Source organism: Aeromonas sp. QDB20, from assembly GCF_027707805.1.
Lineage (GTDB): Bacteria > Pseudomonadota > Gammaproteobacteria > Enterobacterales > Aeromonadaceae > Aeromonas > Aeromonas dhakensis.
Genome location: NZ_JAPCJC010000035.1, coordinates 1 through 21,879 on the forward strand (window position 1 = coordinate 1; position 21,879 = coordinate 21,879).

Genomic DNA, 21,879 nt, shown 5'->3' on the forward strand with positions numbered 1-21,879 from the left:
CCGAGCGGCCAAAGGGATCAGACTGTAAATCTGACGGCTCTGCCTTCGAAGGTTCGAATCCTTCTCCCTCCACCATCATTCAAGAAAACCCGGCCTAGTGCCGGGTTTTCGCTTTTCACGCATCTATCCATTTGACACTGTCAGATCTGACAATTGCCTGTGGGCCCGCTTTTGGAAACAGTATTGCCATATCGTTCAAGGACATGACCATGTTTGAGATCTGGGATGAAGCAGGGCAGGCGAAAGGATTGAACCTGCAGCAGTTGCAGCAGCGGCTGACCAGCTACCGGGGTGAGGTGATGGTGCGTTATATCAACCGCATCGGCTTGCCGACCACCCTGTTCCTGACGGTCGACAAGGGCCTCGCCTATCAGCGTTTCAAGGCAGACACCCCCCTGCTCGACTGGGACTGGCTGGCACAGGCCATAGAGCCAGAACAGCGCAAAACCCCATTGCAGCCGCTTGAGGCCATTGCCCGCTGATAGTCAGCGCCCGCGATACCGTTACATGCAGAAATGAATTCAATATCGGCGTTTATTTTAAAAGTTATGTCCAAGACTTTTGCTACAAGCTACTCACTATAGCTGGCCATGCGGCTGGATATATTTTCTCAACCAGGTAGTACATTTCTTTAATTCCCACCACAATCCCCCTATCATTATCCCTGCGAAATATCCCGCCAAGCTATAACTCCATAAAAACAACCTTGATAAAAGACATTGAAAACTCGCCATCAATATTTTTGGTCAGTCACCAAGCCTGTTTCTCATAAACATTCTATTTTCCCCTCCCCTGCAGGCCTGGTTGATGACCCCAGAGGGTACACCACCTAAACCCTGCCGGCTTTGCTCTGCTCAGGTGGCACCCAAGGCAGGCCGGCTAGCGGGTAATCCAATGAATGCAACTCTCGCCAACACCTTGGCACCCGCCAGTTTGCGTGCCCAATTGTTACCAAATCATGCTGACCTGCCATACAGCGTTGACATACTTGTTCAAGCCGACATTTAGGCACTGCCATTTAATGCCAGCATCCGGTTAACTTCTCTTCTGCATGATTACATGCAGTCAGGAAGTATTGATTTTATATAAAAAATATATTTCATCGAGGCACGTAAATATATCCATTCGGCTAACTCACCCATATTATCAGAGAATTCCTACAGAACATTCCGCGCTCCCTCCGCTATTATCCACGGCCATATCCGTCAACAGGTGAGTGCCGTGTTTGCATTTCAAGAAGAGTACCCAATGAGTGACATGGCAAGCATCCCGGTGGCCGAGCTTACTGTGCCCTTCTATCAGCCGATCATAGGGCGGGACCATCAGGTCAAGGGCTATGAGGTGCTGGCCAGACGCTGGGATCCGGCTCAGCTGAGTTATCAGGGCATCGACTTTCTCTCCCTCAGTAAGGATCAATCCCTGCATCTGGACATCGTCATGCTCAGAGCCGTCATGCGGGATCTGCCGACCCTGGCAAAGGCAGGCTCCTATCTGCTCTCCATCAACCTCAACCCGACCCTAAGCAGCCCCACCTATCAGAACCTGCTGTTGCTGGTGCTGATGCAGGCGCGCAAGCTGGGGATCGAGATCTGGTTCGAGGTGCTGGAGCACGCCCCGCTGCACCCTCCGCATCGGGCGCTGATCGAGGTGCTGCGCGAGCACGGTGCCCACATAGCCTGCGACGATTTTGGCACCCAGGCCTGCAACTTCCAGCGAGTGATGGCGCTACCCTACGAGATCATCAAGCTGGATCGCTCCCTGCTGCTGCAAGCCAGCAAGACACCCCATGCCCTGCGCATGCTGACCGGTCTGGTGGAGTACCTGCAGCGGCTTGGCATGAAGGTGGTGTGCGAAGGGGTCGAAACCCTGCAGCACATCGAGACAGCCAACCGGCTCGGCTGCGACTATCAGCAGGGCTACGCCTACGCCATGCCTTCCCCCCTCTCCCGCTGGGCCTGAGCGGCCCATTTTACCCGTCGACTCGCGCCGGGGATGATTCCCTGCCAAATTGCATGATGCGGTGAGGGCGAGTACAATCTCGCACCCCGTTTATCCGGCCGATGCCGGGTATGCCGTGACCGGGTGTGCGGTGTGAGTATCAACTCCCGGCGCAGCTCAACCCATACGACGCCATCAGGTGGCGCCGTCCTGATTTGCAATCAGACATAAGAGTCCGACATGTTTAAACCAGAATTGCTCTCCCCCGCAGGTTCCCTCAAGAACATGCGTTACGCCTACGCTTATGGCGCCGATGCCGTCTATGCCGGCCAGCCCCGCTACAGCCTGCGGGTGCGCAACAACGAATTCGATCACGAGAACCTGCAGCTCGGCATCAACGAAGCCCATGCCCTCGGCAAGCAGTTCTACGTGGTGGCCAACATCCAGCCCCACAACTCCAAGCTCAAGACCTTCATCCGCGACATGCGCCCCGTGGTGGAGATGAACCCGGATGCGCTGATCATGTCCGACCCCGGTCTCATCATGATGATGCGTGAAGCCTTCCCGGACATGCCCATTCACCTCTCGGTGCAGGCCAACGCGGTCAACTGGGCCACGGTGAAGTTCTGGCATCAGATGGGCCTGACCCGTGCCATCCTCTCTCGCGAGCTGTCGCTGGACGAGATCGAAGAGATCCGCATGCAGGTCCCTGAGATGGAGCTGGAAGTGTTCGTCCATGGGGCGCTGTGCATGGCCTACTCCGGCCGCTGCCTGCTCTCCGGCTACATCAACAAGCGCGACCCCAACCAGGGCACCTGCACCAACTCCTGCCGCTGGGAGTACAAGGTGCACGAGGGTAAAGAGGACGAGGTGGGCCAGATCGTCCACCGCCAGGAGCCCATCGCCGTGCGGAAGGTCGACCCGACCCTGGGTGCCGGCAAACCGACCGATGCGCTGGTGCTGCTGGAAGAGTCCAACCGTCCGGGCGAGTACATGAGCGCGTTCGAGGACGAGCACGGCACCTACATCATGAACTCCAAGGATCTGCGCGCCGTCGAGCACGTAGAGCGGCTGACCAGGATGGGCGTCCATTCGCTCAAGATCGAAGGCCGTACCAAGTCCTTCTACTACTGCGCACGCACCGCCCAGGTCTATCGCAAGGCCATCGACGATGCGGTGGCCGGCCGGCCGTTTGACCGCAGCCTGATGGGCACCCTCGAAAATCTGGCCCACCGCGGTTACACCGAGGGCTTCCTGCGCCGTCACAACCATAGCGAATACCAGAACTACGACTACGGCTACTCTGTCTCCGACACCCAGCAGTTCGTCGGCGAGATCACCGGTCGCAACGGTGACATGGTGGAAGTCGAGGTGAAGAACAAGTTCCTGGTGGGCAACAGCCTGGAGCTGATGACCCCGCAGGGCAACCTCAGCTTCAATCTGGAGCAGATGCAGAACCGCAAGGGCGAACTCATCGACACAGCGCCGGGCAACGGCCACGTGGTCTACGTGCCGGTACCGAAGGAAGTGGACGTTAACTACGGCATCCTGCTGCGCAACCTCGGCGAGCGCGAGGACACCCGTCAGCCCCACTCGGCCGCCTGAGATGTCCCTGCTCATCACCGACAAGTGCATCAACTGTGACATGTGCGATCCCGAGTGTCCGAACCAGGCCATTAGCCTCGGCGAGGAGATCTACGAGATCGACCCCAATCGCTGCACCGAGTGCGTCGGTCACTACGAGAAGCCGACCTGCATCAGCGTCTGTCCCATCGACTGCATCATCTGGGATCCCGCTCACGTGGAGACCGAAGAGCAGTTGATGGAGAAGTTCGTGCGGATGCACCGGCAGTAACATCGGTAATCTGGTAATCCGGTAATCCGGTAATCCACAGGTATAAAAAAAGCCCCGCATGCGGGGCTTTTTCACGTTTGGCGCTCACGGCAGCTAGACGTATTCCATAAAGACCCGGGAGGTGAGCTTGGTGATGAGCTCGTAGGGGATGGTGCCGATCTGGTCGGCCACCCGCTCCACCGGCAGCCCCTCGCCCCAGAGCACCGCCTCGTCGCCCGCCTTGTCGGTGGCGCCAGGCCCCAGGTCCACCGTGGTCATGTCCATGGAGACGCGCCCCACCAAGGGCACGATGCGGCCGTTGACCAACACAGGCGTGCCGTTGGGGGCCATCCGTGGATAACCGTCGCCGTAACCGATGGCGATGACCCCGAGCCGGGTATCGCGATTCGACACCCAGTTGGCGCCATAGCCCACCGGCTCGCCCGCCTTGTGATCCCGCACCGCAATCAGTTGTGTCTTGAGGGTCATCACCGGCTGCAGGTCGTAATCCGCCGCCACCGTATTGGGGAAGGGCGAGACGCCGTAGAGGATGACACCCGGGCGCACCCAGTCGCAGTGGGAATCCGGCCAGGCCAGGATGCCCGCCGAGTTGGCCATGGCCCGCTCGCCCTTGAGCGGCGCGGTCAGCTGGCTGAACAGGTCGATCTGCTCGCGGGTGGTGGGCTGTTCCAGCTCATCTGAGCGGCTGAAGTGAGTCATGATGTTGAACGGCTGCACCACGTTCTTGCACTTGCCGAGCCGCTCGATAAAGGCAGGCATCTCGTCGGCCCGTACCCCGAGCCGGTGCATGCCGGTGTCGAGCTTGAGCCAGGCCACCACGGGAGCGGGCAGCTCGGCCTGCTCCAGCGCTTCGAGCTGCTCCCAGGTGTGCACCGCGGTCTGCAGGTTGTTGGCCGCCAGCACCGGCAGGTCGGCGGCGCTGAAGAAGCCCTCCAGCAGCACGATGGGCTTGACCACGGCGCAGGAGCGCAGCATCAGCGCCTCTTCGATGCGGGCCACCGCGTAGGCGTCCGCATCCACCAGGGTGCGGGCGACCGGCAGCAGACCGTGGCCATAGGCGTTGGCCTTGACCACCGCAATGATCTTGCATTGGGGAGCGTGGCGTTTGACCACGGCGAGGTTGTGGCGCAGGGCCGCTGTATTGATTTGGGCGATAGCCGCTTTCATCTGTTTTCCCTTACGAGGGCATGATAACGCGCCAACGCGTCAGGCACCGGGTGGTGTCAGCCCTCAAATGTCATCGTCTAAGGCCGGACCGGCAGAATTGTCGAACCGGGAAAACTGTTTATGGAACTCTCTTTACCATCATCAGGGTGACGCACGCAGAGCGGGTCACCTGATGATCAATAGTCATCATCAAACGCCGGACCCGCGTAGTTGTCAAAGCGCGAGAACTGACCCTGGAAGGTGAGCCGCACTCGTCCTATGGGGCCGTTACGCTGCTTGCCGATGATAATCTCGGCGATCCCCTTGTCCGGGCTGTCGTCGTGGTAGACCTCGTCGCGGTAGATGAACATGATCAAGTCCGCATCCTGCTCGATGGAGCCCGATTCCCGCAGATCCGAGTTGACCGGGCGCTTGTCGGCGCGCTGTTCCAGGCTTCGGTTCAGCTGGGAGAGCGCCACTACCGGGCACTGCAGCTCTTTCGCCAGCGCCTTGAGGGAGCGGGAGATTTCACCGATCTCCAGGGTACGGTTGTCGGAGAGGCTCGGCACCCGCATCAGCTGCAGGTAGTCCACCATGATCATGCTGATGCCGCCGTTGTCCCGCGCCACCCGACGGGCGCGCGAGCGCACTTCGGTCGGGGTCAGGCCGGAGGAGTCGTCGATGTACATCTTGCCCTTCTCCAGCAGCAGTCCCATGGTGGAGGAGAGCCGTGCCCAATCCTCGTCGTCGAGCTGACCGGTCCGCACCTTGGTCTGGTCGATGCGCCCCACCGAGGCGAGCATACGCATGATGATCTGCTCGGAGGGCATCTCGAGGGAGAAGATCAGCACCGGCTTGTCGGCGGTGAGCGCTGCGTGCTCGCACAGGTTCATGGCAAAGGTGGTCTTGCCCATGGAGGGACGGGCCGCGACGATGACCAGATCCGAGCGCTGCAGGCCAGCGGTCATCTTGTCCAGGTCGTTGTAGCCGGACGAGACGCCGGTCACCCCGTTATGGGGGGTCTTGAACAGCTCTTCAATCTTGTCGACGGTCTGCTCGAGGATGAGCTTGAGCGGCTGGGGGCCCTCGTTGGCGCTGGTGCGCTGCTCGGCGATCTGGAACACCTTGCTCTCGGCAAGATCCAGCAGATCGTTGGAGGTACGGCCCTGGGGCTCGTAACCCGCTTCGACTATCTCGTTGGCGACCGAGATCATCTCCCGCACCACCGCCCGCTCACGCACGATCTCGGCGTAGGCGCTGATGTTGGCGGCACTAGGGGTGTTCTTGGCGATCTCCACCAGATAGGCGAAGCCACCGGCCTCTTCGAGTTGCTCGGAGCGCTCGAGCTCCTCCTGCAAGGTGATGAGGTCGATGGGGTTGCCCGCGTTGGAGAGGCGGGTCATGGCCTGGAAGATCAGGCGGTGCGGGCGGCTGTAGAAATCCTTGTCGATCACCCGTTCGGCGACCCGATCCCAGGCCTCGTTGTCCAGCATCAGGCCGCCCAGTACGGACTGTTCGGCCTCAAAAGAGTGGGGAGGTACTTTCAGCTGTTGTGTCTTGGCGTCTTTTTTCGCCGTCACTTGCTCTGCCATACACATAAAAACCGCAGCGGGAAGGGGACGGGAATTTTACAAAAGAAACCCCGCCATCGCGAGCGCAAATACGCGCTGTTCACTTCTCTGTGGCCCAACCGCCCTCCTTTTGGTTGCTGCCATCGCCTCCTGATGTCCGTTGCCGCGCAAAACGGGGCTCAAACCACGATAAAGGGCCAGACCAGGGTCAGTTCACCCTTGCTCTGTCTGGTTTTGCTGCGCAGTTTGCGCTCCTTGCGGCTCAACCGTCTGTTTTTCATGGGACACACTCCTGCCATTGACACCCACACGACGTGGTTCTTCGTTCATGAATAATTCATGCCAATCATGGTACATATCGGCCCAAGCTGCGACACATTTAGGGACATGCAGCCTGCCATGCGCCTCGCTGAGCTTGCCAAAGCAGAGCATGCCCCACCCACAGACGAGAGTGAAAAGAGTCAAAATGAAAAAGATGCTGACCCTGTTTGCCGTGATCCTGGCCATTGGCCTGGGGGCACCTCACGCCGAAGCCAAGAAGTTTGGCGGCGGCAAATCCTTCGGCAAGAGCTACAAGACGGCGCCGGCCCAGCCCGCCGCCAAGCCGGTCGACACCAAGAACCCCACCGTGGGCGCCCAGACCCCGCCGAAAAAGAGCGGCATGATGGGTGGTCTGCTGGGTGGTCTGCTGGCCGGCGGCCTGTTCGCCTACCTGCTGGGCAGCGGTGCCTTCGAAGGCCTGCAAGGGATGGACTTCCTGCTGATCGCCCTGCTGGCACTGGGCGGCGTATTCCTGTTCCGCACCCTGCGCAAGGGCAAGATGGCGGCATCGCATCAGCAACAGACGGCTTATGCCGGCTATCAGCCTCCCCAGAGTGCGGCTCCCCAGCAGTTCGAGCAGAACCACAACGCCCCGCAGGCCACCGGTTTCGCCGACAGCGACGTGCCGTTCCGCCTGCCGCCAGGTTTTGACATGAACGGTTTCCTGGCCGGCGCCCGCGATCACTACCGCACCCTGCAGGAAGCCTGGAACAAGAACGATCTGGAGAAGATCCGCGAATACGTCAGCCCCGAGCTGTTCGAGCAGCTCAAGGCCGACCGCGCCGAACTGACCGGTGAGCAGCACACCGAGGTGATGTATGTGGATACCCAGCTGGTGCGCGCCGACTACGGCAGCGACTGGGCCCAGGTGAGCGTGCGCTTCAGCGGCCGCTACATGGATCGCCAGGAGCAGGTTGAGGAGGACATCAAGGAGGTGTGGCACCTCGAGCGCAACCTGGCCAAGGACAATGCTCCCTGGCACATCGTCGGCATCGAGCAGCTGTAAGCTCGACCAGCCAGTGATGACGGATAAAGGCGGCCTGCGGGCCGCCTTTGCTTTTTGGTGGGTCGCTGAAGCCCCTTGTGGTGGCTAGGAGATTGAGGTGTGATTGTGTAGTATGTCCGACCTTTTTTTGTTCAATTGAACCTTCACGAGGCGTGGTACATGGTGTTCCCCTTTCTGCGTAGCAGCAACATGCCTCGTCTCCTGGCCAGCCTGCTCTGCTGCGCCATCCTGATCCTCATCTCCCTTGCCACCCTCTACTGGCAAACCTGGTCGATGACCCGGCAGCAGGCCCAGACCGCCGCCGAGCGCGCCATCACGCAGATCGACAGCGCGCTCTCCCATTCGACCCAGGCGGCCAGGGCGGCCCTGCCACTGGCCAGCCGCCCCTGTCGCGAGGTGGCCCGCGAGCTGCGGGTGCTGGTCGCCACCTCCCCCTATGTGCGCTCGATCAACCTCTCCCGCAACGGCCGCCTCTACTGCTCCTCCATCTTCGACGAGATCGATCTCTAGGACCGGCTGCAGGACGATCGCCACGAGCGGCTCAGGCTGGAGGCCGTGACCCGGCTCGGACGCAAGCCGTCGCTGCTGTTTTATCACCTGAGTGAGGGGAGCAACGCCGTGGTGGTCGCCATCAACCCCTATCACCTGAGCAAGCCGCTGCAGTGGCGCCTCGCCGGGGCGCACAGCTGGGTACAGATAGGCGAGCAGTGGCTCGACCTGCGTGGCAAGGTGCACGATGGCCAACCGCCCAGGCTGCGGGGCTTCAACTACCGACTCGACTCGGCGGCATTCAACTACAGCCTCAATCAGGGATTTCCGCTGAGCGCCGTGCTGACCACCACCCTGCAAAAACAGAGCACCATCATACTGCTGATCCTGCTCCTGGGAGGGCTGGCCGGCCTCGCCACCTACCGCTGGTGGAGCCATATCTCGACCCCGACCCAGGAGCTCAGACGCGCCATCATCAAGCAGGAGTTCATCCCCTATCTGCAACCCATCGTCGTCAGCCAGAGTGGCCAGCTGCACGGCTGCGAGGTGCTGATGCGCTGGCAGCATCACAGCCAGGGGCTGATCCGGCCGGATCTCTTCATCCCGCTGGCGGAGGAGAGCGGCCTCATCATCCTGATGACCCAGACCCTGATGCAGCAGGTGCGGCTGCAGTTCGCCCCCCATGCGGCGGCGCTGCCACCCCGCTTCCACTTCAGCTTCAACATCTGTGCCCGTCACTGCCAGCAGCTGAGCCTGGTGGATGACTGCCGCACCTTTCTCGCCGCCTTTGCCGCCAACGAGGTCACCCTGGTGCTGGAGCTGACCGAGCGCGAGCTCATCACCCCCAACCAGCTCACCGGGCAGCTGTTTGACGAGTTGCGGCAGATGGGGGTCAGGATAGGGCTGGACGACTTTGGTACCGGCCACTCCAGCCTCACCTATCTGCAGCAGTTTCACGTGGACTATCTCAAGATCGATCAGAGCTTCGTCGCCATGATCGGCACCAACGCCCTCTCCCGCCACATTCTCGACAGCACCATCAATCTGGCCACCCGGCTGGGGTTGAAAACCATCGCCGAGGGGGTCGAGACCCGGGAGCAGGCGGACTTTCTCACCGAGCGTCACGTCGACTACCTGCAGGGCTATCTCTATGGTCGCCCGCTCACCCCGCAACAATTTCTGCAGCGGCTGAACATCATTTCAACGCCCTGAATCCCGCCCGGGTACGGCAGGGTTGCATCACCCGCCGTGCTGATGGAAAATCCCCGCCGCGCCCCGGTCCTGCTGCGCAAAATCACGCAAACGTTTATTTGCTTTATTAATGTGCAGTAGCTCAAAGGAATCAGCTCTGTTTATTTCCAATTATTACTTTTTGCCTAGAATCGCCACACTCCTGTCATGCAGGAACGATATACAGGACTATAACAACAAGAGGAATATTACCGATGAAGAAGACGCTACTGGCCGTCACCGTCTCAATTACCCTGTTCGGGCTGACCGCCTGCAATTCAGAAAACAGCAGCAAGGAACATATTCCGCTGGATCTGACCATTGCCCACATCAATGATACCCACGCCCACCTCGACCCGACCGAAAATGCCCTGGCGATCCAGCCGAGCGGGCAGGAGCTGTTCAAGTTCAACGCCAAGCTGGGCGGCTATCCGCGCCTGAAGTTCAAGCTGGACGAGCTGCGCAGCCAGGCGGCCAGCGAAGGCCGCAACTTCATGGTACTCAACGGTGGTGACGCCTTCCAGGGCACCCTCTACTTCACCCAGTTCAAGGGGGAAGAGGAGTCCCGACTGCTCTCCGACATGGGTATCGATGCCATGGTACTCGGCAACCATGAATTCGATCTGGGCAACCAGGCAATTAAAGACTTCGTCTCACGGGTGAATTTCCCGGTATTGGCTTCCAATATGGTGAAATCCAGTAGCGCCACCCTGAAGGACAGCGAGAATATTCACGAATATGTCATTAAGGAAGTCAATGGCGAGAGCGTGGGTATTTTCGGACTGGTGCTGGAAAATATGCATGATATTTCCTCACCGGACAAAGACACCCAATTCCTGCCGATGATTGAGACCGCCCAGAAAATGGTCGACACCCTCAAGTCCAAGGGTGCCAACAAGATCATCATGGTCACCCATATCGGCCTGCAAAATGACCAGGCGGTCGCCAGGGCCGTCAACGGCATCGACCTGATCGTCGGCGGTCACTCCCAGACCTTCCTCGGCGACATCACCGAGCTCAACAGCATCGGCTACACCGCCCACAACCAGAACCCGGCCGACGACAACACCTATGCCCAGATCGTCAACAACCCGGACGGTGGCAAGACCTGTATCGTGCAGGCCGGCGAATGGGCCAAGGGCTACGGCCTGGTCAACGTCTCCCTGAGCAAGGAAGGCGAGCTCACCAAGTGTGAAGGGCGCAACACCCTGATGACCGGCGACGACTTCACCAAGGAAGTGGCCAAGAAGAAGGTTCCGCTGAGCGGCACCGAGCAGACCAACGTGGTCGACTTCATCAGCAAGTCCCCGGTCATCGAGATCGTGCCGGAAGACACCGCCATGCGCGACGTGATCGACACCGAGTACAAGCCGGCCGTGGCCGAGCTCGAAGCCAAGATCATCGCCGACGTGCCGACCAAGCTGCCCCACGTGCGCGTGCCGACCACCCCGGACGGCGCCGGTCTGATCGATCCCCTGGTGGCCGAGTCGCTCTACTGGAAGCTCAACAAGCTCAACACCAAGGTGGACTTCACCATTCAGAACGCCGGTGGCGTGCGTGCCGACGTGAACGCGGGCCCGCTCTCGGTCGGTTACGTGATGGGGACCCTGCTGCCGTTTGGCAACAAGATCGCCGCCTTCAACCTCAAGGGCAAGGACGTGCGTGCCACCCTGGAGTACGCCGTTGACTACTCCATCGGTCTGGAGACCGGGATCGCCGCCTCCAGCGGTGCCTTCCCCTACGTCGGTCACCTGAGCTACACCTACGACGGCAAGCTGGCCAAGGGCTCCCGCATCACCAAGCTGGAGATGCTGGATGCCAACGGCCAGTGGCTGCCGCTGGATGACGAGAAGGTCTACCGCGTTGGTGCCAACACCTACATCGCCTCCGGCAAGGATGGCTACAGCGGTCTGCTCAAGCGCGAAGAGCTGCCCAACAAAGGTGACTACGTCGACTCCGGCGTGGGCGAGAACGAGATGTTCATGGAGTACGCCGAGTCCCAGGGCACCCTCAATCCGCTGCCCTATGCGACCGTGACCTACTACAAGCCCTGATCCGGCTCACAAGCTGTTGCAACGGCGCCTGAGGGCGCCGTTTTTATGGCATACTCCCCGCCAATCGATGCCGAGGAGACCCTTTGATGGCGAAGTACGACAAGATTTCCCCCGAGACCCAGCAGGAGGCGATGAAAATTGCCCGTGCCAACCAGAAACCGGGACAGACCAAGGAGCAGACCCAGCTGATCGCCCAGGGGATCCAGAAAGGCATAGACGAATACAAGAAGCAGATGAAGGCGCGGGCCCGCGAGGCCAATCGCCAGAAAAAACTGCAGGCCAAGGCCAAACAGTCTCACCCAGCGCAGCAGGATGAGGAGCAGGACGACATCGTCGAACTGGTGGAAGTAACCCGCCAGCATCCCCTGCCCTGGCTGCTGCTGGGATTGAGCTGGCTTGGCTTTGCCGCCTGGTACTGGCTGCGCTGAGACGCCGCCGGCAAACCTTTGCCTGGGATCTTCTTCACAGCCCGGGCCCTTGTGGCTGGTCATCCCGGCTGCGGGCTGATTAAATCCCGCCACTGCTGTTTACCCCCTTTTTCAGGATACCCGTTATGAACCCGGCTCCCCTCTACCTGTTGGCCCCCCTGGTGCTGTTTATCGTGACCCTGCTGCTCTATCGCATCTCGCCGCTGCGAGCGGTCGCGGCCGGTAGTGCCCGCTGGTTCATCCTGCCCGCCTTCACCCTCTTCATTCTGCTCATCATCATCAATGGTGCGGCAGACCCGAGCCTGCGTAACCCGGCCTTCCACTGGCTGATGCCGGGGCTCGGCTTTGCCCTCAGTCTGTTTCCGGCCCTGCCCAAGGCACTGGTGCCGCGCCTCGCCATCAAGGAGGGAGCCTTCGCCGCCCTCGGCCTGATGCTGATGAGCCTGGCCATGGTCTACTGACCGGCTGGCCGCTGCCGTTGCCATGACTCAAGGGGCGCTCTGTGACGAGGGCCCCTTGTACAAACAATGGCTTGCAGGCATCTTGGTGAAAGGATCGCCAGCAAGGAGGCCAGATGGACAATCCGCCTGATTTCATGGCGCAGTGGGATTACAAGGACCCCGCCGCCACTGCCCTGCGTTTTCATGCTCTGCTGCCCGAGGCGCGCGCCGCCGCCGACCTGCAATACGAGCTGGAACTGCTCACCCAGATAGCCCGCACCCATTCGCTGCAACGTCAGTTTGCCGAGGCGCACCAGTTGCTCGACGAGATAGAGCCCCGCCTCACCGAGGCGACCCCGCGGGCCCGCCTGCGCGCCTTGCTGGAGCGCGGCCGCACCTTCAACTCCGCCGGCGACAAGGCCAGTGCCAGGACGCTGTTTGAACAGGCGTGGCAGCTTGGGCTCAAGCACAAGGAGCTCTATCTCGCCATCGATGCGGCCCACATGGTGGCCATCGCCGCCCCGCTGGAGGAGCAGAGCCGCTGGCATCAGCTGGCGATGGAGCTGGCGGAGCGCAGTCAGGATCCAAAGGTGCGCGGCTGGCTCGCCACCCTCTACAACAATCAGGGTTGGACCCTGTTCGAACTGGGCCGGCTGGAAGAGGCCCGCCAATGTCAGCAAAAATGCCTGGCCTGGCACGAGCAGCACCACAATCAGGCCAAGGCCTTTATCGCCCGCTGGAGTCTGGCCCGCCTGAGCCGGGCTCAGGAACAACACGAGCAGGCCCGGGCCGAGCTGACCCAGCTGAAGGACGACATGGCTGCCGCCGGTGCTCCCGAGGATGGCTATGTGTTCGAAGAGCTGGGGGAGAATGCGCTGGCGCTGGATGATCCGGCCGCCGCCGAATACTTCGCCCGTGCCTGGTTTCTGCTGTCGCAGGATCGCTGGCTCAAGGCCAACGAGGCCGAGCGGCTGGCCAGGCTCAAGGCGCTGGGCAAGCTCTAGTCAACCATCGTCAGAAACGCAGCGGGGCGGCCAATGGGCCGCCCCGCACGCTTCATCCCCCGAGGGGGTAGCCTCAGGACGTCAGACCAGGCTCGCCTCTTCCCAGCTCTGTTTCTTGCGATAGATGGTGGAGGGGCTGATCTCCAGCAGGGCCGCCGCCTTGGGAATGTTGCCGTCACAGCTGGCGATGGCCTGCTCTATGGTCTCTTTTTCCACCAGCCAAAGCGGGCGGATCGGGGCATTGGACATCACAGGCTCGGTGCTGCCGACCGGCGCCGGTGCGGATACCGCCAGCGGCAGGCCCCCCCGGCTGCCGTTGAGGGGCGGCGGCAAGATGTCAGGGCTCACCAGCTCGCGATCGTTGAGCACCACTATGTTGCGCACAACGTTCTGCAGCTCGCGCACGTTGCCGGGCCAGGGGTAGTCGAGCAGCACCCGCGCCGCCTCGGCATCGAAATCCTTGAAACGCTTGCTCTCTTCCTTGGCGTAACTCTGCAACAGGTTGCGCGCCAGCAGCAGTATGTCCTCGCCCCGCTCGCGCAGCGGCGGCAGGCTCAGCGGGATCACGTGCAGCCGGTAGTAGAGATCCTCGCGAAAACGCCCCGCTTTCACCTCCACCAGGGGATCCCGGTTGGTGGCGCAGACGAAGCGCACGTCCACCGTCTCCAGCTTGCCGCTGCCGACCCGCTGCAGGGTGCCGGTCTGGATGAAGCGCAGCAGCTTGCTCTGCAGGTCGAGATCCATCTCGCAGATCTCGTCGAGGAACAGGGTGCCGCCGTCAGCCAGGCTGGCCGCCCCCTTGCGATCCCCCTGGGCGCCGGTGAATGACCCCTTCATGTGACCGAAGATCTCGCTCTCCATCAGGTCGTGGGGAATGGCGGCGCAGTTGAGGGCGATGAAGGGTTGCTCGCGACGCGGGCTGCACTGGTGGATGGCCTCGGCGCACACCTCCTTGCCAGTACCGCTCTCGCCGGTGATGAACACGGTCGCCTTGCTTGGCGCCGCGCTCTCGATGATGCGATAGACCGCCTGCATCGGCATGGAGGCGCCGATGAAACCGGCAAACGAGCTGCGCTCGAAGTTCTCCCGGTACTGGGCCACCAGCGAGCTGAGCTGCTGGTGCTTGAAGGCGCTGCGAACGGTAGCGCACAGCCGCTTGCCGTCAAACGGCTTGGTCAGAAAGTCGAAGGCACCGAGCCGCATCGCCTCCACCGCCACGTCCACCGAGCCGTGGGCGGTGATCACCACCACCGAGCAGGGCAGCTGCTGTTCAGTGATCTGCTGCAGAATGTCCATGCCGGACATGTCGGGCAGCTCGAGATCCAGCAGCACCACGGGGGGCGGGCTGCTCAGCAGCTGGGCCAGGGCCTGCTGGCCACAGTCGGCCCGCAGCACCTCATAGCCATCCTGGGCCAGATACTGTTCATAGACCACTGCCAGACTGCGGGTATCTTCCACCAGCAGGACTCGGGGTTTGCTTTCCGCCACGGCGCCATCCTTGCAATTGATTTTGTTGTCTATTTCGCCATCTTAGCACAGTTGGCGACTCTCTCTTTTATCCCGCCATTCGGCAGGATATACAAGCAAAAACGGCTCCCTAAGGAGCCGTTTTTTCAACGCGGGCCGTTTACTTCTTGGCGTTCTCGCCATCGGCAGCCGGCTTCTCGATGGCCAGCAGCTCAACGTCGAACACCAGCACGGCGTTGGCCGGGATGGAGCCTGCACCGTGCTCGCCATAGGCCAGCTTGGACGGCAGGAAGAACTTGAACTTGGAACCAACCGGCATCAGCTGCACACCTTCGGTCCAACCCGGGATCACCTGGTTGAGCGGGAAGGTGGCCGGCTCGCCGCGATCGACGGAGCTGTCGAACTTGGTGCCGTCGGTCAGGGTACCGGTGTAGTGTACCTTGACGATGTCGGTGGCCTTCGGCTTGGCGCCGGTACCCATCTTCTCGACCTGGTATTGCAGGCCGGATTCGGTGCTCTTCACGCCCTCTTTCTTGGCGTTGGCGGCTAGGTACTCTTCACCCTTCTTCAGGTTTTCCACCGCATCCTTGTCAGCCTTGGCCTTGGTCAGCTCGTTGATCTTGGCATCGTATTGCTGCAGAACCTTCTGGATATCTTCGTCGGTCATCTTGGCTTCTTTGCCCAGACCGTCGGTGACGCCCTTCAGGATCACGGCATTGTCCAGCTTGATGCCGAGCTCCTGCTGGCGCTCCAGGGTATTGGCGATATAACGACCCATGGAGAGGCCAATTGCATAGCCGGATTGCTCTTCAAAGCTCTTGGCTTCAGCCTTGGGGGCCTCTGCCGGCTTGCTGGCTTCTGCCTTGACCTCTGCGGTATTCGCAGCAGTCTTCTCGTCTTTTTGGCAAGCAGTCAGACCTACGGCAACCGCCGCAGCCAACAGGGACACCTTCAGAAAATTGTTCATCAGTTTCTCCAAAACTCTAAATACCGCTCTCGGTTCCTTCGTGAAATGAGAGGTTTATCGTGATAAGCGCCTTATACTAACGCCGTGATCGCAGGTAACGAAAGCATGAGACAGGAAAAATGATAAAAAGTGCCATTTATCTCGTCGCGGTTTGCCTGATACTGACAGGCTGCGAACAGAGCTCATCGCCGGACCGGCAACTGACCCTCGCCAACCAGGGGCTGCTGAGCGCCGATCTGGCCAGTGACGGCAAGCAGGCCATCGTCTCCAGCCTGGGCCAGGGCACGGTAGTGTGGGACCTGGAGCAGGACAAGGAGCGCTGGCGCTGGCGCCAGTCCGACAATCCGGACGACTTCGTCATCATTACCCGCTTCTCGGCGGACAACAGCCACGCCGTGACCGCCAGCCTGAATACCTTCGGGATCTGGCGCCTCAAGGATGGCCAGTCCCAAGGCTACTATTCGCTTCCTGAATCCAGGCTGAGGGACATCGCCCTCTCCGCCGACGGTCGCCAGGTGCTGATCGGCCGGGAAGACGGCAAGGCGGAGGTGGTGGACACCCGCACCGGCCGCAGATTGCAATTCCTCGGCCACACCGAGCAGGTCAACACAGTCGACATCTCCCCCAACGGCCGTTACGCCCTCACCGGCGGCAACGACTACAGCGCCTACCTGTGGGATACCCGCAGCGGCCAGGTGGTGTGGCGCTTCAACCACGCCGGCCGGGTGGTGCTAGCCCGGCTCGATCCGAGCGGACGGCTCGCTTTCACCGCCGACAGCCGCCAGGCCAGCATCTGGGATCTGAAAACCGGCAAGGAGCTGAGCCGGCTGCAGTTCGACCACCGCTTCGAGGTCTACACCACGGCGCGCTTTGCCAACGACGGCAAGTGGCTCATCACCGGCGCCCCCTCCCGCCAGCTCTCCCTGTGGCAGGTGAGCGACGGCAGCCTGCTGCAGAGCTGGCGCGTCTCGCCCCATCCCAAGGTGAAACCGCCGAGCGCAGTGGTCTACGGCGTGGCTTTGCGCGACAATAGCCACCTTGTCAGTGCCAGCTCCAGCGGCCTGGCCGAAATCTGGACTATCAAGTAAGGACCAAAAGGCCCATGAGTCAGCAATTAAACGATCGCCTCGAAACCCTGGAAAGCCGCCTCGCCTTCGCCGAATACACGGTGGAGCAGCTCAACGAGGAGGTCACTACCCAGGGGCGCGAGCTGGATCGGCTCAAGCATCGGATCCAGCTGCTGGTGGACAAGCTGCAGAGCGTGCAGCCAAGCCAGATCGCCAGCATGGCCGAAGAGACCCCGCCGCCGCACTACTGAGTGCGCAGCCATAAAAAAACCCGCGCCAGGCGCGGGTTTTTTTATCATCGGCAACGCCGTGATCAGTGCTGATGGCCCTTGCCACCGCAACCGCCGCCACCGCAGCAGCCGCCGTGACCATGGTCGTCGCCGTGGTCATGACCGTGATCGTGGCCGTGATGGCCACCGCCGCAGCAACCGCCGTGCTCATGGTCGTGACCATGATCGTGGTCGTGGCCATGATCGTGACCGCAACCACCGGCACCGTGCACGTGGCCATGGGCCAGCTCTTCGGCAGTGGCGGCGCGCACGTCCTTGATCTCGACCTTGAAGCCCAGGGTCACGCCGGCCAGCGGATGGTTGCCATCCACCTTGACAAACTCTTCGGACACTTCGACCACGGTCACCGGACGGTGACCTTCGTCGGTCTCGGCCACAAAAGTATCCCCTTCAGACACTTCCATGCCGTCGAACAGCTCGCCCGGCACTTCTTGCACCAGGTTCTCGTCGTACTCGCCATAGGCCTGGCTCGGCGTCAGGGTGACGTCGAACGCCTCGCCCACGCTGCGCCCTTCCAGCTCGGCCTCGAGGCCGGAGACCAGATAACGGGTACCGTGCAGATACACCAGAGGCTCTTTACCGACAGTGGTGTCGATGACTTCACCGTGTTCGTCGGTGACCGTGTATTCCAGCGTAACCACGCTCAGGGGAGCTACTTTCATGTCAGGGATCCTGCGGATAGAAAAAAACGGGCCCAGAATACCTCAAAAAGGCAGACAAGCATATGGTGGGCCCGGCTCAGTCGTGATGAAAAAGCCAGCAGGGGATGGCAATGCAAAGCCGCCCGCCATCCCGTTGGCCGGCACTCATGGGAGTGAGCGGCGCGCTGGCCCGTGCAGACTGGCGGCCGCCATCAGCCCGAGGGATAGGCACAGTCCGCGCTCTGCCCCTCCATTATTCCGGGCGAAACACCCCGATCACCTGCTCGGTCTCGCGGGTTACCTTGGCCACCTCGGCCTCGGTCTGCACCTGGGTGTCCCCGCACTCGACGCAGGTCACCTTCTCGACTCCATGCTCCATATACAGCATCATGGTGTCCATTTTGCCGCACACCGGGCAAACAGCCCCGGCAATGAAGCGTTTTTTACGTCTGGTTTCCATTTTCGTTACCTCCGGGCAGCATCATATCAGGGTTTTTACATGCATCACGCCATCGAACATCAGCATTTTTTCACCCCCCATCTGCAAGTCGGCGTTCGCAAACGCGTGCCGGCAGGGCAACTGCTGCGGATTGCACGGGGTGCGGCACTGCTGCGACTCGGCGCCCATGAGCTGCTGCTGACGGCGGGAAACCACTTCTGGCTCTGTGCCGATGCCCTTGCCGCGTTCAGCCCGCTGGCCGGCTGCCGTTACGATCTGCTGACCTGCTCGGTGCGTGTCGACCAGCCCGCCCAGGCGGGCTGGCTGCAACCCGGCCCGCTGCTGGATCCCCTGTTCGACAGCCTGGCCGACTGGCAACGCCCCCGCGACTGGCACGGCGCCTACGGTCACCGGCTGCAGGTACTGCTCGACGAGCTACAGGGCTGCCCCATCCAGCCGCAAGCGGATGTTGCGCTGCAGACTGCCTGGCAGGGGCTGGCCGCTGGCCTGGCTGATGGCAACGAGGCATGGCAGCAGGCGCTGGCGCAGCGCGGCCTCAGCGAGCCGGCACTGGCGGCCGATGCCCTGCGGGCGCAGTGGCAGCTGCTGCAGGCGGTGCGTCTGCTCAAGAGCGGCAGCAAGGCTCCCCAGGTGGCGAGCAAGCTCGGTTACGAGGATGAGCGCGCCCTCGATCGCGCCAGCCAGCAGTGGCTCGGCTGCCCGCTGGCAACCCTGCTCGCGGTCTGACCGCCCCCTCGCAGCTCGGCCCCCGGCGGTTCGCACCAGGGCGGATCGCCGCAATAAATGGATGAAATGAGTCCAGTTTTACGGCAAACGGTCGTTAATAACGGAAGGGCCATTTCTCCTATAATCCTTTATGCTAGGGGCCTGAATCGACTGATACCGTTTTGACTCACAGGACATCTGCCATGAAAAGCAAGGCCAACCAATCCCAGGGCATGTTGCTGTTTCATCTCTCGGCCAAGCAATCCTTCGCCATCGGCACCCTCAAGGTAAAAGAGATAGTGCCCTACACCCAGCTGACGGCCATGCCGCACTCGCACCCGACCGTGCTCGGTGCCGCCAGCATGCGTGGCACTACCATCCCGGTGATCGACATGGCCATGGCGGTGGGTTATCGCCCGATCAGCCAGGAAGAGATGCCGCACTGCTTCATCATCATCACCGACTGCCGCCGCACCCTGGTGGGCTTTCTGGTGCGCGGCATCGACAAGATCACCGAATGCAACTGGCGCGACATAGCGCCGCCCCCCGCCTCCCTCGGCCACAACGTGTTCGTGACCGGCGTGACCCGGGTCAATGACCAGCTGATCCAGCTGCTGGACGTGGAGCTGATCCTCTCCCGGGTCTACCCGGACGACCCCAGCCACCTCTACCCGGTGCTGACCGACGTACAGCGGGAGCGGATCAAGCCGATGCGGATCCTGCTGGTGGACGACTCCTCGGTCGCCCGCCGTCAGCTGATGGCGGCGCTGGACTACATCAACATCCCCTACGAGGTGTGCACCAACGGCAAGGATGCGCTCACCCTGATGCAGACCCGTGCCGCCCAGAAGACCCCCATCGACATCCTGGTGAGCGACATCGAGATGCCGGGGCTGGACGGCTACGAGCTGGCCTTCGAGGTGCAGAGCGACGCCAAGCTGGCGGGAGCCTACATCATCCTGCACACCTCGCTCTCGAGCGAGATAAGCGTAGAGCGGGCCCACCAGGTGGGTGCCCACGAGGCGCTGACCAAGTTTGAAGCCAACGAGCTGATCCAGGCCATGCTGCGCGGTGCCGAGCACCACGACAGCCTGCCGGCCTGATCCCGACGGCGGGCAGCCAGGCTGCTCGCCGTTTCCTTTTCTGTCCCGGACCCAGCATGCTGATCGAAAGCCACTTTCACGCCCCCTGGTGGGCGCGCAATCCCCACCTGCAAACCATCTTGCCCAAGTGGCTGCGCCGCCAACCGGCCCGCTTCGTGGCCGAGCGCTTCGAGCTGGCGGACGGCGACTTCGTCGATCTCGCCTGGAGCGGCGAGATCAGCCGGGATGAGCGACCGCTCATCGTGCTGTTTCACGGGCTGGAGGGAAGCATTCACTCCCACTATGCCAAGGGGCTGTTCGCCCACCTGCAACGCCAGGGCAACGAGGCGGTGCTGATGCACTTTCGCGGCTGCAGCGGCGAGCCGAACCGGCTGCTGCAGGCCTATCACTCCGGTGCCATCGAGGATGCCCAGGCGGTGATCGCCGAGCTCGGCCGCCGCTTTCCCGGCAAGCCGCTCATCGCCATCGGCTATTCGCTGGGGGGCAACATGCTGGTCAATCTGCTGGCGCGCGCCTGCCCGCGCGAGCTGACGGCGGCGGTGGTGATCTCGGCGCCGCTGCGGCTGGACAGCTGCGCCGATCGGGTCAATCAGGGCTTCTCGCGGGTCTATCAGCGTTATCTGCTGGGCACCATGCGCCACAACCTGCAACAGAAGATCCGGCGGCAGGCGGCTGCCAGCGCCCGCTGGCAGCCGCAGCAGGTGCGCGCCATCGCCACCCTGCGCGACTTCGACGAGCAGGTCACGGCGCCACTGCACGGTTTTGACAGCGCCGATCACTACTACCAGCGCTGCTCTGGCCTGGGGATGCTGGCGCAGATCCCCATCCCCACCCTGGTGATCCACGCCGCCGACGATCCCTTCATGACCGAGGCGGTGATCCCGCAGGCGGAGCAGCTCTCCCCCATGGTGCGTTACGAGCTGAGCCGGCGGGGCGGCCACGTGGGCTTCCTGCACGGAACCCCCTGGCGGCCAAGATTCTGGCTGGAGGAGCGGATCAGCCAGTGGCTGCAGGAGCAGACTCAAGGTACGGGCCGGTAGCCATGGCGGCTGCTCTCTCACCTCATCGGCGGGCGGCCAGATAAATCCCTTGCGCTGGCCGACCACAGATAGACAATACCCGCTCTCTGGTAACGGAAGATGAAACCATGATAATCCCCTGGCAAGAGCTGGATGCAGACACCCTCAACAACCTGCTCGAGCACTTCGTGCTGCAGGAAGGCACCGAGTATGGCGAACAGGATGTCAGTCTGGCCGACAAGGTCGACGATGTCAGAGCTCAGCTGCAGCAGGGCGTGGCGGTGATCGTGTACAGCGAGCTGCACGAGAGCGTGAACATAGTGCCCAAGGCGACCCTCGACAGGGCGCAGGTGGACGACCTACCGCAATAGCCTGCCCATAGCCGTTGCGGGCCTGCCACCCTGGCCGCCCTTCTCCCTGTCTGTTCCCGCCGGATCTCCCCGCCCCCGATAAAACAACATGGCCCTGCGCAACTGCGCAGGGCCATGTTGACTGGCATTGCTGCCATTTTGCCGGATCTTGTTCATGCCGGTTCTGCAAACACCTTGCGCCCCTGGCGGGCCTGCCCTCTCCCCCCGATAGCGGATAACGACAAGGTTGACCGCGAATTCAACTTCGAAGTGCGACACTCGCCTATGCCGCCTGACGGTACTCTTCGAATACCTTGACAGGCTGCCT

21 protein-coding genes and 1 pseudogene are annotated in these 21,879 nt (G+C 61.7%); 16 read left to right on the forward strand and 6 right to left on the reverse strand.

What is annotated here, in order from left to right; all coding sequences use genetic code 11:
* The first annotated feature begins 209 nt into the window (after positions 1 to 209).
* The 4 genes from PG897_RS21785 (at position 210) to PG897_RS21800 (ending at position 3,793) form a co-directional block, all read left to right on the forward strand.
* A complete protein-coding gene (locus PG897_RS21785) occupies positions 210 to 482 on the forward strand; it encodes a hypothetical protein (RefSeq protein ID WP_042049600.1) in 273 nt (90 codons plus the stop codon).
* A gap of 739 nt (positions 483 to 1,221) precedes the next feature.
* Positions 1,222 to 1,959 (forward strand): EAL domain-containing protein, encoded by a 738-nt coding sequence (locus tag PG897_RS21790; RefSeq protein ID WP_201885106.1) that lies wholly within the window; start codon positions 1,222 to 1,224, stop codon positions 1,957 to 1,959.
* A gap of 219 nt (positions 1,960 to 2,178) precedes the next feature.
* Complete coding sequence (gene trhP / locus PG897_RS21795) at positions 2,179 to 3,543, forward strand: prephenate-dependent tRNA uridine(34) hydroxylase TrhP (protein WP_201885107.1); 1,365 nt, start codon at positions 2,179 to 2,181, stop codon at positions 3,541 to 3,543.
* A 1-nt stretch (position 3,544) separates the two neighbouring features.
* Entirely contained in the window at positions 3,545 to 3,793 is a 249-nt protein-coding gene (locus PG897_RS21800) for a YfhL family 4Fe-4S dicluster ferredoxin (protein ID WP_017779173.1), read from the forward strand.
* A 93-nt stretch (positions 3,794 to 3,886) separates the two neighbouring features.
* On the opposite strand, the gene alr is transcribed toward PG897_RS21800, so the two are convergent.
* Complete coding sequence (alr, locus tag PG897_RS21805; RefSeq protein WP_201885108.1) at positions 3,887 to 4,960, reverse strand: alanine racemase; 1,074 nt, start codon at positions 4,958 to 4,960, stop codon at positions 3,887 to 3,889.
* 176 nt (positions 4,961 to 5,136) lie between these two features.
* Positions 5,137 to 6,531, reverse strand: coding sequence for a replicative DNA helicase (gene dnaB, locus PG897_RS21810; protein ID WP_010673258.1), 1,395 nt, complete (start codon positions 6,529 to 6,531; stop codon positions 5,137 to 5,139).
* Positions 6,532 to 6,976: 445 nt separating this feature from the next.
* On the opposite strand from dnaB, the gene PG897_RS21815 reads away from it, so the two are divergent.
* The 6 genes and pseudogenes from PG897_RS21815 to PG897_RS21845 all read left to right on the forward strand — a co-directional run bounded on the left by PG897_RS21815 (position 6,977) and on the right by PG897_RS21845 (position 13,482).
* Positions 6,977 to 7,837 (forward strand): Tim44 domain-containing protein, encoded by an 861-nt coding sequence (locus PG897_RS21815; protein ID WP_139752990.1) that lies wholly within the window; start codon positions 6,977 to 6,979, stop codon positions 7,835 to 7,837.
* A gap of 159 nt (positions 7,838 to 7,996) precedes the next feature.
* Positions 7,997 to 9,538: pseudogene (locus PG897_RS22565) on the forward strand (EAL domain-containing protein).
* A gap of 233 nt (positions 9,539 to 9,771) precedes the next feature.
* Positions 9,772 to 11,610 carry a bifunctional metallophosphatase/5'-nucleotidase gene (locus PG897_RS21830; protein ID WP_005303962.1) on the forward strand — a complete coding sequence of 613 codons (1,839 nt, stop codon included), beginning with the start codon at positions 9,772 to 9,774 and terminating at the stop codon, positions 11,608 to 11,610.
* Between the two features lie 86 nt (positions 11,611 to 11,696).
* On the forward strand, positions 11,697 to 12,038 hold the full coding sequence (locus PG897_RS21835; RefSeq protein WP_005303965.1) for a DUF2956 domain-containing protein: 342 nt from the start codon (positions 11,697 to 11,699) through the stop codon (positions 12,036 to 12,038).
* A gap of 125 nt (positions 12,039 to 12,163) precedes the next feature.
* A complete protein-coding gene (locus tag PG897_RS21840) occupies positions 12,164 to 12,499 on the forward strand; it encodes a hypothetical protein (RefSeq protein WP_005303968.1) in 336 nt (111 codons plus the stop codon).
* Positions 12,500 to 12,612: 113 nt separating this feature from the next.
* Complete coding sequence (locus tag PG897_RS21845) at positions 12,613 to 13,482, forward strand: tetratricopeptide repeat protein (RefSeq protein WP_017782075.1); 870 nt, start codon at positions 12,613 to 12,615, stop codon at positions 13,480 to 13,482.
* Between the two features lie 81 nt (positions 13,483 to 13,563).
* Here PG897_RS21845 and PG897_RS21850 read toward each other — a convergent pair whose 3' ends face one another.
* Together PG897_RS21850 and fkpA are read right to left on the reverse strand one after the other, a co-directional pair.
* Positions 13,564 to 14,970, reverse strand: coding sequence for a sigma-54-dependent transcriptional regulator (locus tag PG897_RS21850; protein ID WP_270829417.1), 1,407 nt, complete (start codon positions 14,968 to 14,970; stop codon positions 13,564 to 13,566).
* Between the two features lie 139 nt (positions 14,971 to 15,109).
* Complete coding sequence (fkpA, locus tag PG897_RS21855; RefSeq protein ID WP_005303977.1) at positions 15,110 to 15,916, reverse strand: FKBP-type peptidyl-prolyl cis-trans isomerase; 807 nt, start codon at positions 15,914 to 15,916, stop codon at positions 15,110 to 15,112.
* 119 nt (positions 15,917 to 16,035) lie between these two features.
* Here fkpA and PG897_RS21860 point away from each other — a divergent pair, with 119 nt between their 5' ends.
* Both PG897_RS21860 and PG897_RS21865 read left to right on the forward strand, forming a co-directional pair.
* The gene (locus tag PG897_RS21860; RefSeq protein WP_017782076.1) at positions 16,036 to 17,004 is read left to right on the forward strand and encodes a WD40 repeat domain-containing protein; all 969 of its coding nucleotides are present in this window, start codon (positions 16,036 to 16,038) and stop codon (positions 17,002 to 17,004) included.
* Between the two features lie 14 nt (positions 17,005 to 17,018).
* Positions 17,019 to 17,234, forward strand: a complete 216-nt coding sequence (locus PG897_RS21865; RefSeq protein ID WP_005303987.1) for a SlyX family protein — start codon at positions 17,019 to 17,021, stop codon at positions 17,232 to 17,234.
* Positions 17,235 to 17,296: 62 nt separating this feature from the next.
* Here the strand turns inward: PG897_RS21865 and PG897_RS21870 are convergent, their stop codons facing one another.
* Both PG897_RS21870 and PG897_RS21875 read right to left on the reverse strand, forming a co-directional pair.
* On the reverse strand, positions 17,297 to 17,935 hold the full coding sequence (locus PG897_RS21870; RefSeq protein WP_005303992.1) for an FKBP-type peptidyl-prolyl cis-trans isomerase: 639 nt from the start codon (positions 17,933 to 17,935) through the stop codon (positions 17,297 to 17,299).
* 232 nt (positions 17,936 to 18,167) lie between these two features.
* Complete coding sequence (locus PG897_RS21875) at positions 18,168 to 18,374, reverse strand: YheV family putative zinc ribbon protein (RefSeq protein ID WP_043171042.1); 207 nt, start codon at positions 18,372 to 18,374, stop codon at positions 18,168 to 18,170.
* Positions 18,375 to 18,413: 39 nt separating this feature from the next.
* Here PG897_RS21875 and PG897_RS21880 point away from each other — a divergent pair, with 39 nt between their 5' ends.
* From PG897_RS21880 to PG897_RS21895, 4 genes are all read left to right on the forward strand, one after another.
* Positions 18,414 to 19,100 (forward strand): hypothetical protein, encoded by a 687-nt coding sequence (locus tag PG897_RS21880; protein ID WP_043171041.1) that lies wholly within the window; start codon positions 18,414 to 18,416, stop codon positions 19,098 to 19,100.
* 182 nt (positions 19,101 to 19,282) lie between these two features.
* Positions 19,283 to 20,182, forward strand: a complete 900-nt coding sequence (locus PG897_RS21885) for a chemotaxis protein (RefSeq protein ID WP_005304001.1) — start codon at positions 19,283 to 19,285, stop codon at positions 20,180 to 20,182.
* Positions 20,183 to 20,238: 56 nt separating this feature from the next.
* Positions 20,239 to 21,222 (forward strand): hydrolase, encoded by a 984-nt coding sequence (locus tag PG897_RS21890; protein ID WP_043171040.1) that lies wholly within the window; start codon positions 20,239 to 20,241, stop codon positions 21,220 to 21,222.
* Between the two features lie 107 nt (positions 21,223 to 21,329).
* Positions 21,330 to 21,572, forward strand: a complete 243-nt coding sequence (locus PG897_RS21895; protein ID WP_005304010.1) for a YheU family protein — start codon at positions 21,330 to 21,332, stop codon at positions 21,570 to 21,572.
* Positions 21,573 to 21,879 lie beyond the last annotated feature (307 nt).

Bases quoted from the DNA above. Each gene is read 5' to 3' on its own strand.
- PG897_RS21835 (WP_005303965.1), top strand. From the start codon at position 11,697: ATGGCGAAGTACGACAAGATTTCCCCCGAGACCCAGCAGGAGGCGATG.
- PG897_RS21845 (WP_017782075.1), top strand. From the start codon at position 12,613: ATGGACAATCCGCCTGATTTCATGGCGCAGTGGGATTACAAGGACCCC.
- fkpA (WP_005303977.1), bottom strand. From the start codon at position 15,916: ATGAACAATTTTCTGAAGGTGTCCCTGTTGGCTGCGGCGGTTGCCGTA.
- PG897_RS21875 (WP_043171042.1), bottom strand. From the start codon at position 18,374: ATGGAAACCAGACGTAAAAAACGCTTCATTGCCGGGGCTGTTTGCCCG.
- PG897_RS21880 (WP_043171041.1), top strand. From the start codon at position 18,414: ATGCATCACGCCATCGAACATCAGCATTTTTTCACCCCCCATCTGCAA.
- PG897_RS21870 (WP_005303992.1), bottom strand. From the start codon at position 17,935: ATGAAAGTAGCTCCCCTGAGCGTGGTTACGCTGGAATACACGGTCACC.
- PG897_RS21885 (WP_005304001.1), top strand. From the start codon at position 19,283: ATGAAAAGCAAGGCCAACCAATCCCAGGGCATGTTGCTGTTTCATCTC.
- PG897_RS21895 (WP_005304010.1), top strand. From the start codon at position 21,330: ATGATAATCCCCTGGCAAGAGCTGGATGCAGACACCCTCAACAACCTG.
- PG897_RS21890 (WP_043171040.1), top strand. From the start codon at position 20,239: ATGCTGATCGAAAGCCACTTTCACGCCCCCTGGTGGGCGCGCAATCCC.
- PG897_RS21865 (WP_005303987.1), top strand. From the start codon at position 17,019: ATGAGTCAGCAATTAAACGATCGCCTCGAAACCCTGGAAAGCCGCCTC.
- PG897_RS21830 (WP_005303962.1), top strand. From the start codon at position 9,772: ATGAAGAAGACGCTACTGGCCGTCACCGTCTCAATTACCCTGTTCGGG.
- PG897_RS21785 (WP_042049600.1), top strand. From the start codon at position 210: ATGTTTGAGATCTGGGATGAAGCAGGGCAGGCGAAAGGATTGAACCTG.
- trhP (WP_201885107.1), top strand. From the start codon at position 2,179: ATGTTTAAACCAGAATTGCTCTCCCCCGCAGGTTCCCTCAAGAACATG.
- PG897_RS21815 (WP_139752990.1), top strand. From the start codon at position 6,977: ATGAAAAAGATGCTGACCCTGTTTGCCGTGATCCTGGCCATTGGCCTG.
- dnaB (WP_010673258.1), bottom strand. From the start codon at position 6,531: ATGGCAGAGCAAGTGACGGCGAAAAAAGACGCCAAGACACAACAGCTG.
- alr (WP_201885108.1), bottom strand. From the start codon at position 4,960: ATGAAAGCGGCTATCGCCCAAATCAATACAGCGGCCCTGCGCCACAAC.
- PG897_RS21860 (WP_017782076.1), top strand. From the start codon at position 16,036: ATGATAAAAAGTGCCATTTATCTCGTCGCGGTTTGCCTGATACTGACA.
- PG897_RS21800 (WP_017779173.1), top strand. From the start codon at position 3,545: ATGTCCCTGCTCATCACCGACAAGTGCATCAACTGTGACATGTGCGAT.
- PG897_RS21840 (WP_005303968.1), top strand. From the start codon at position 12,164: ATGAACCCGGCTCCCCTCTACCTGTTGGCCCCCCTGGTGCTGTTTATC.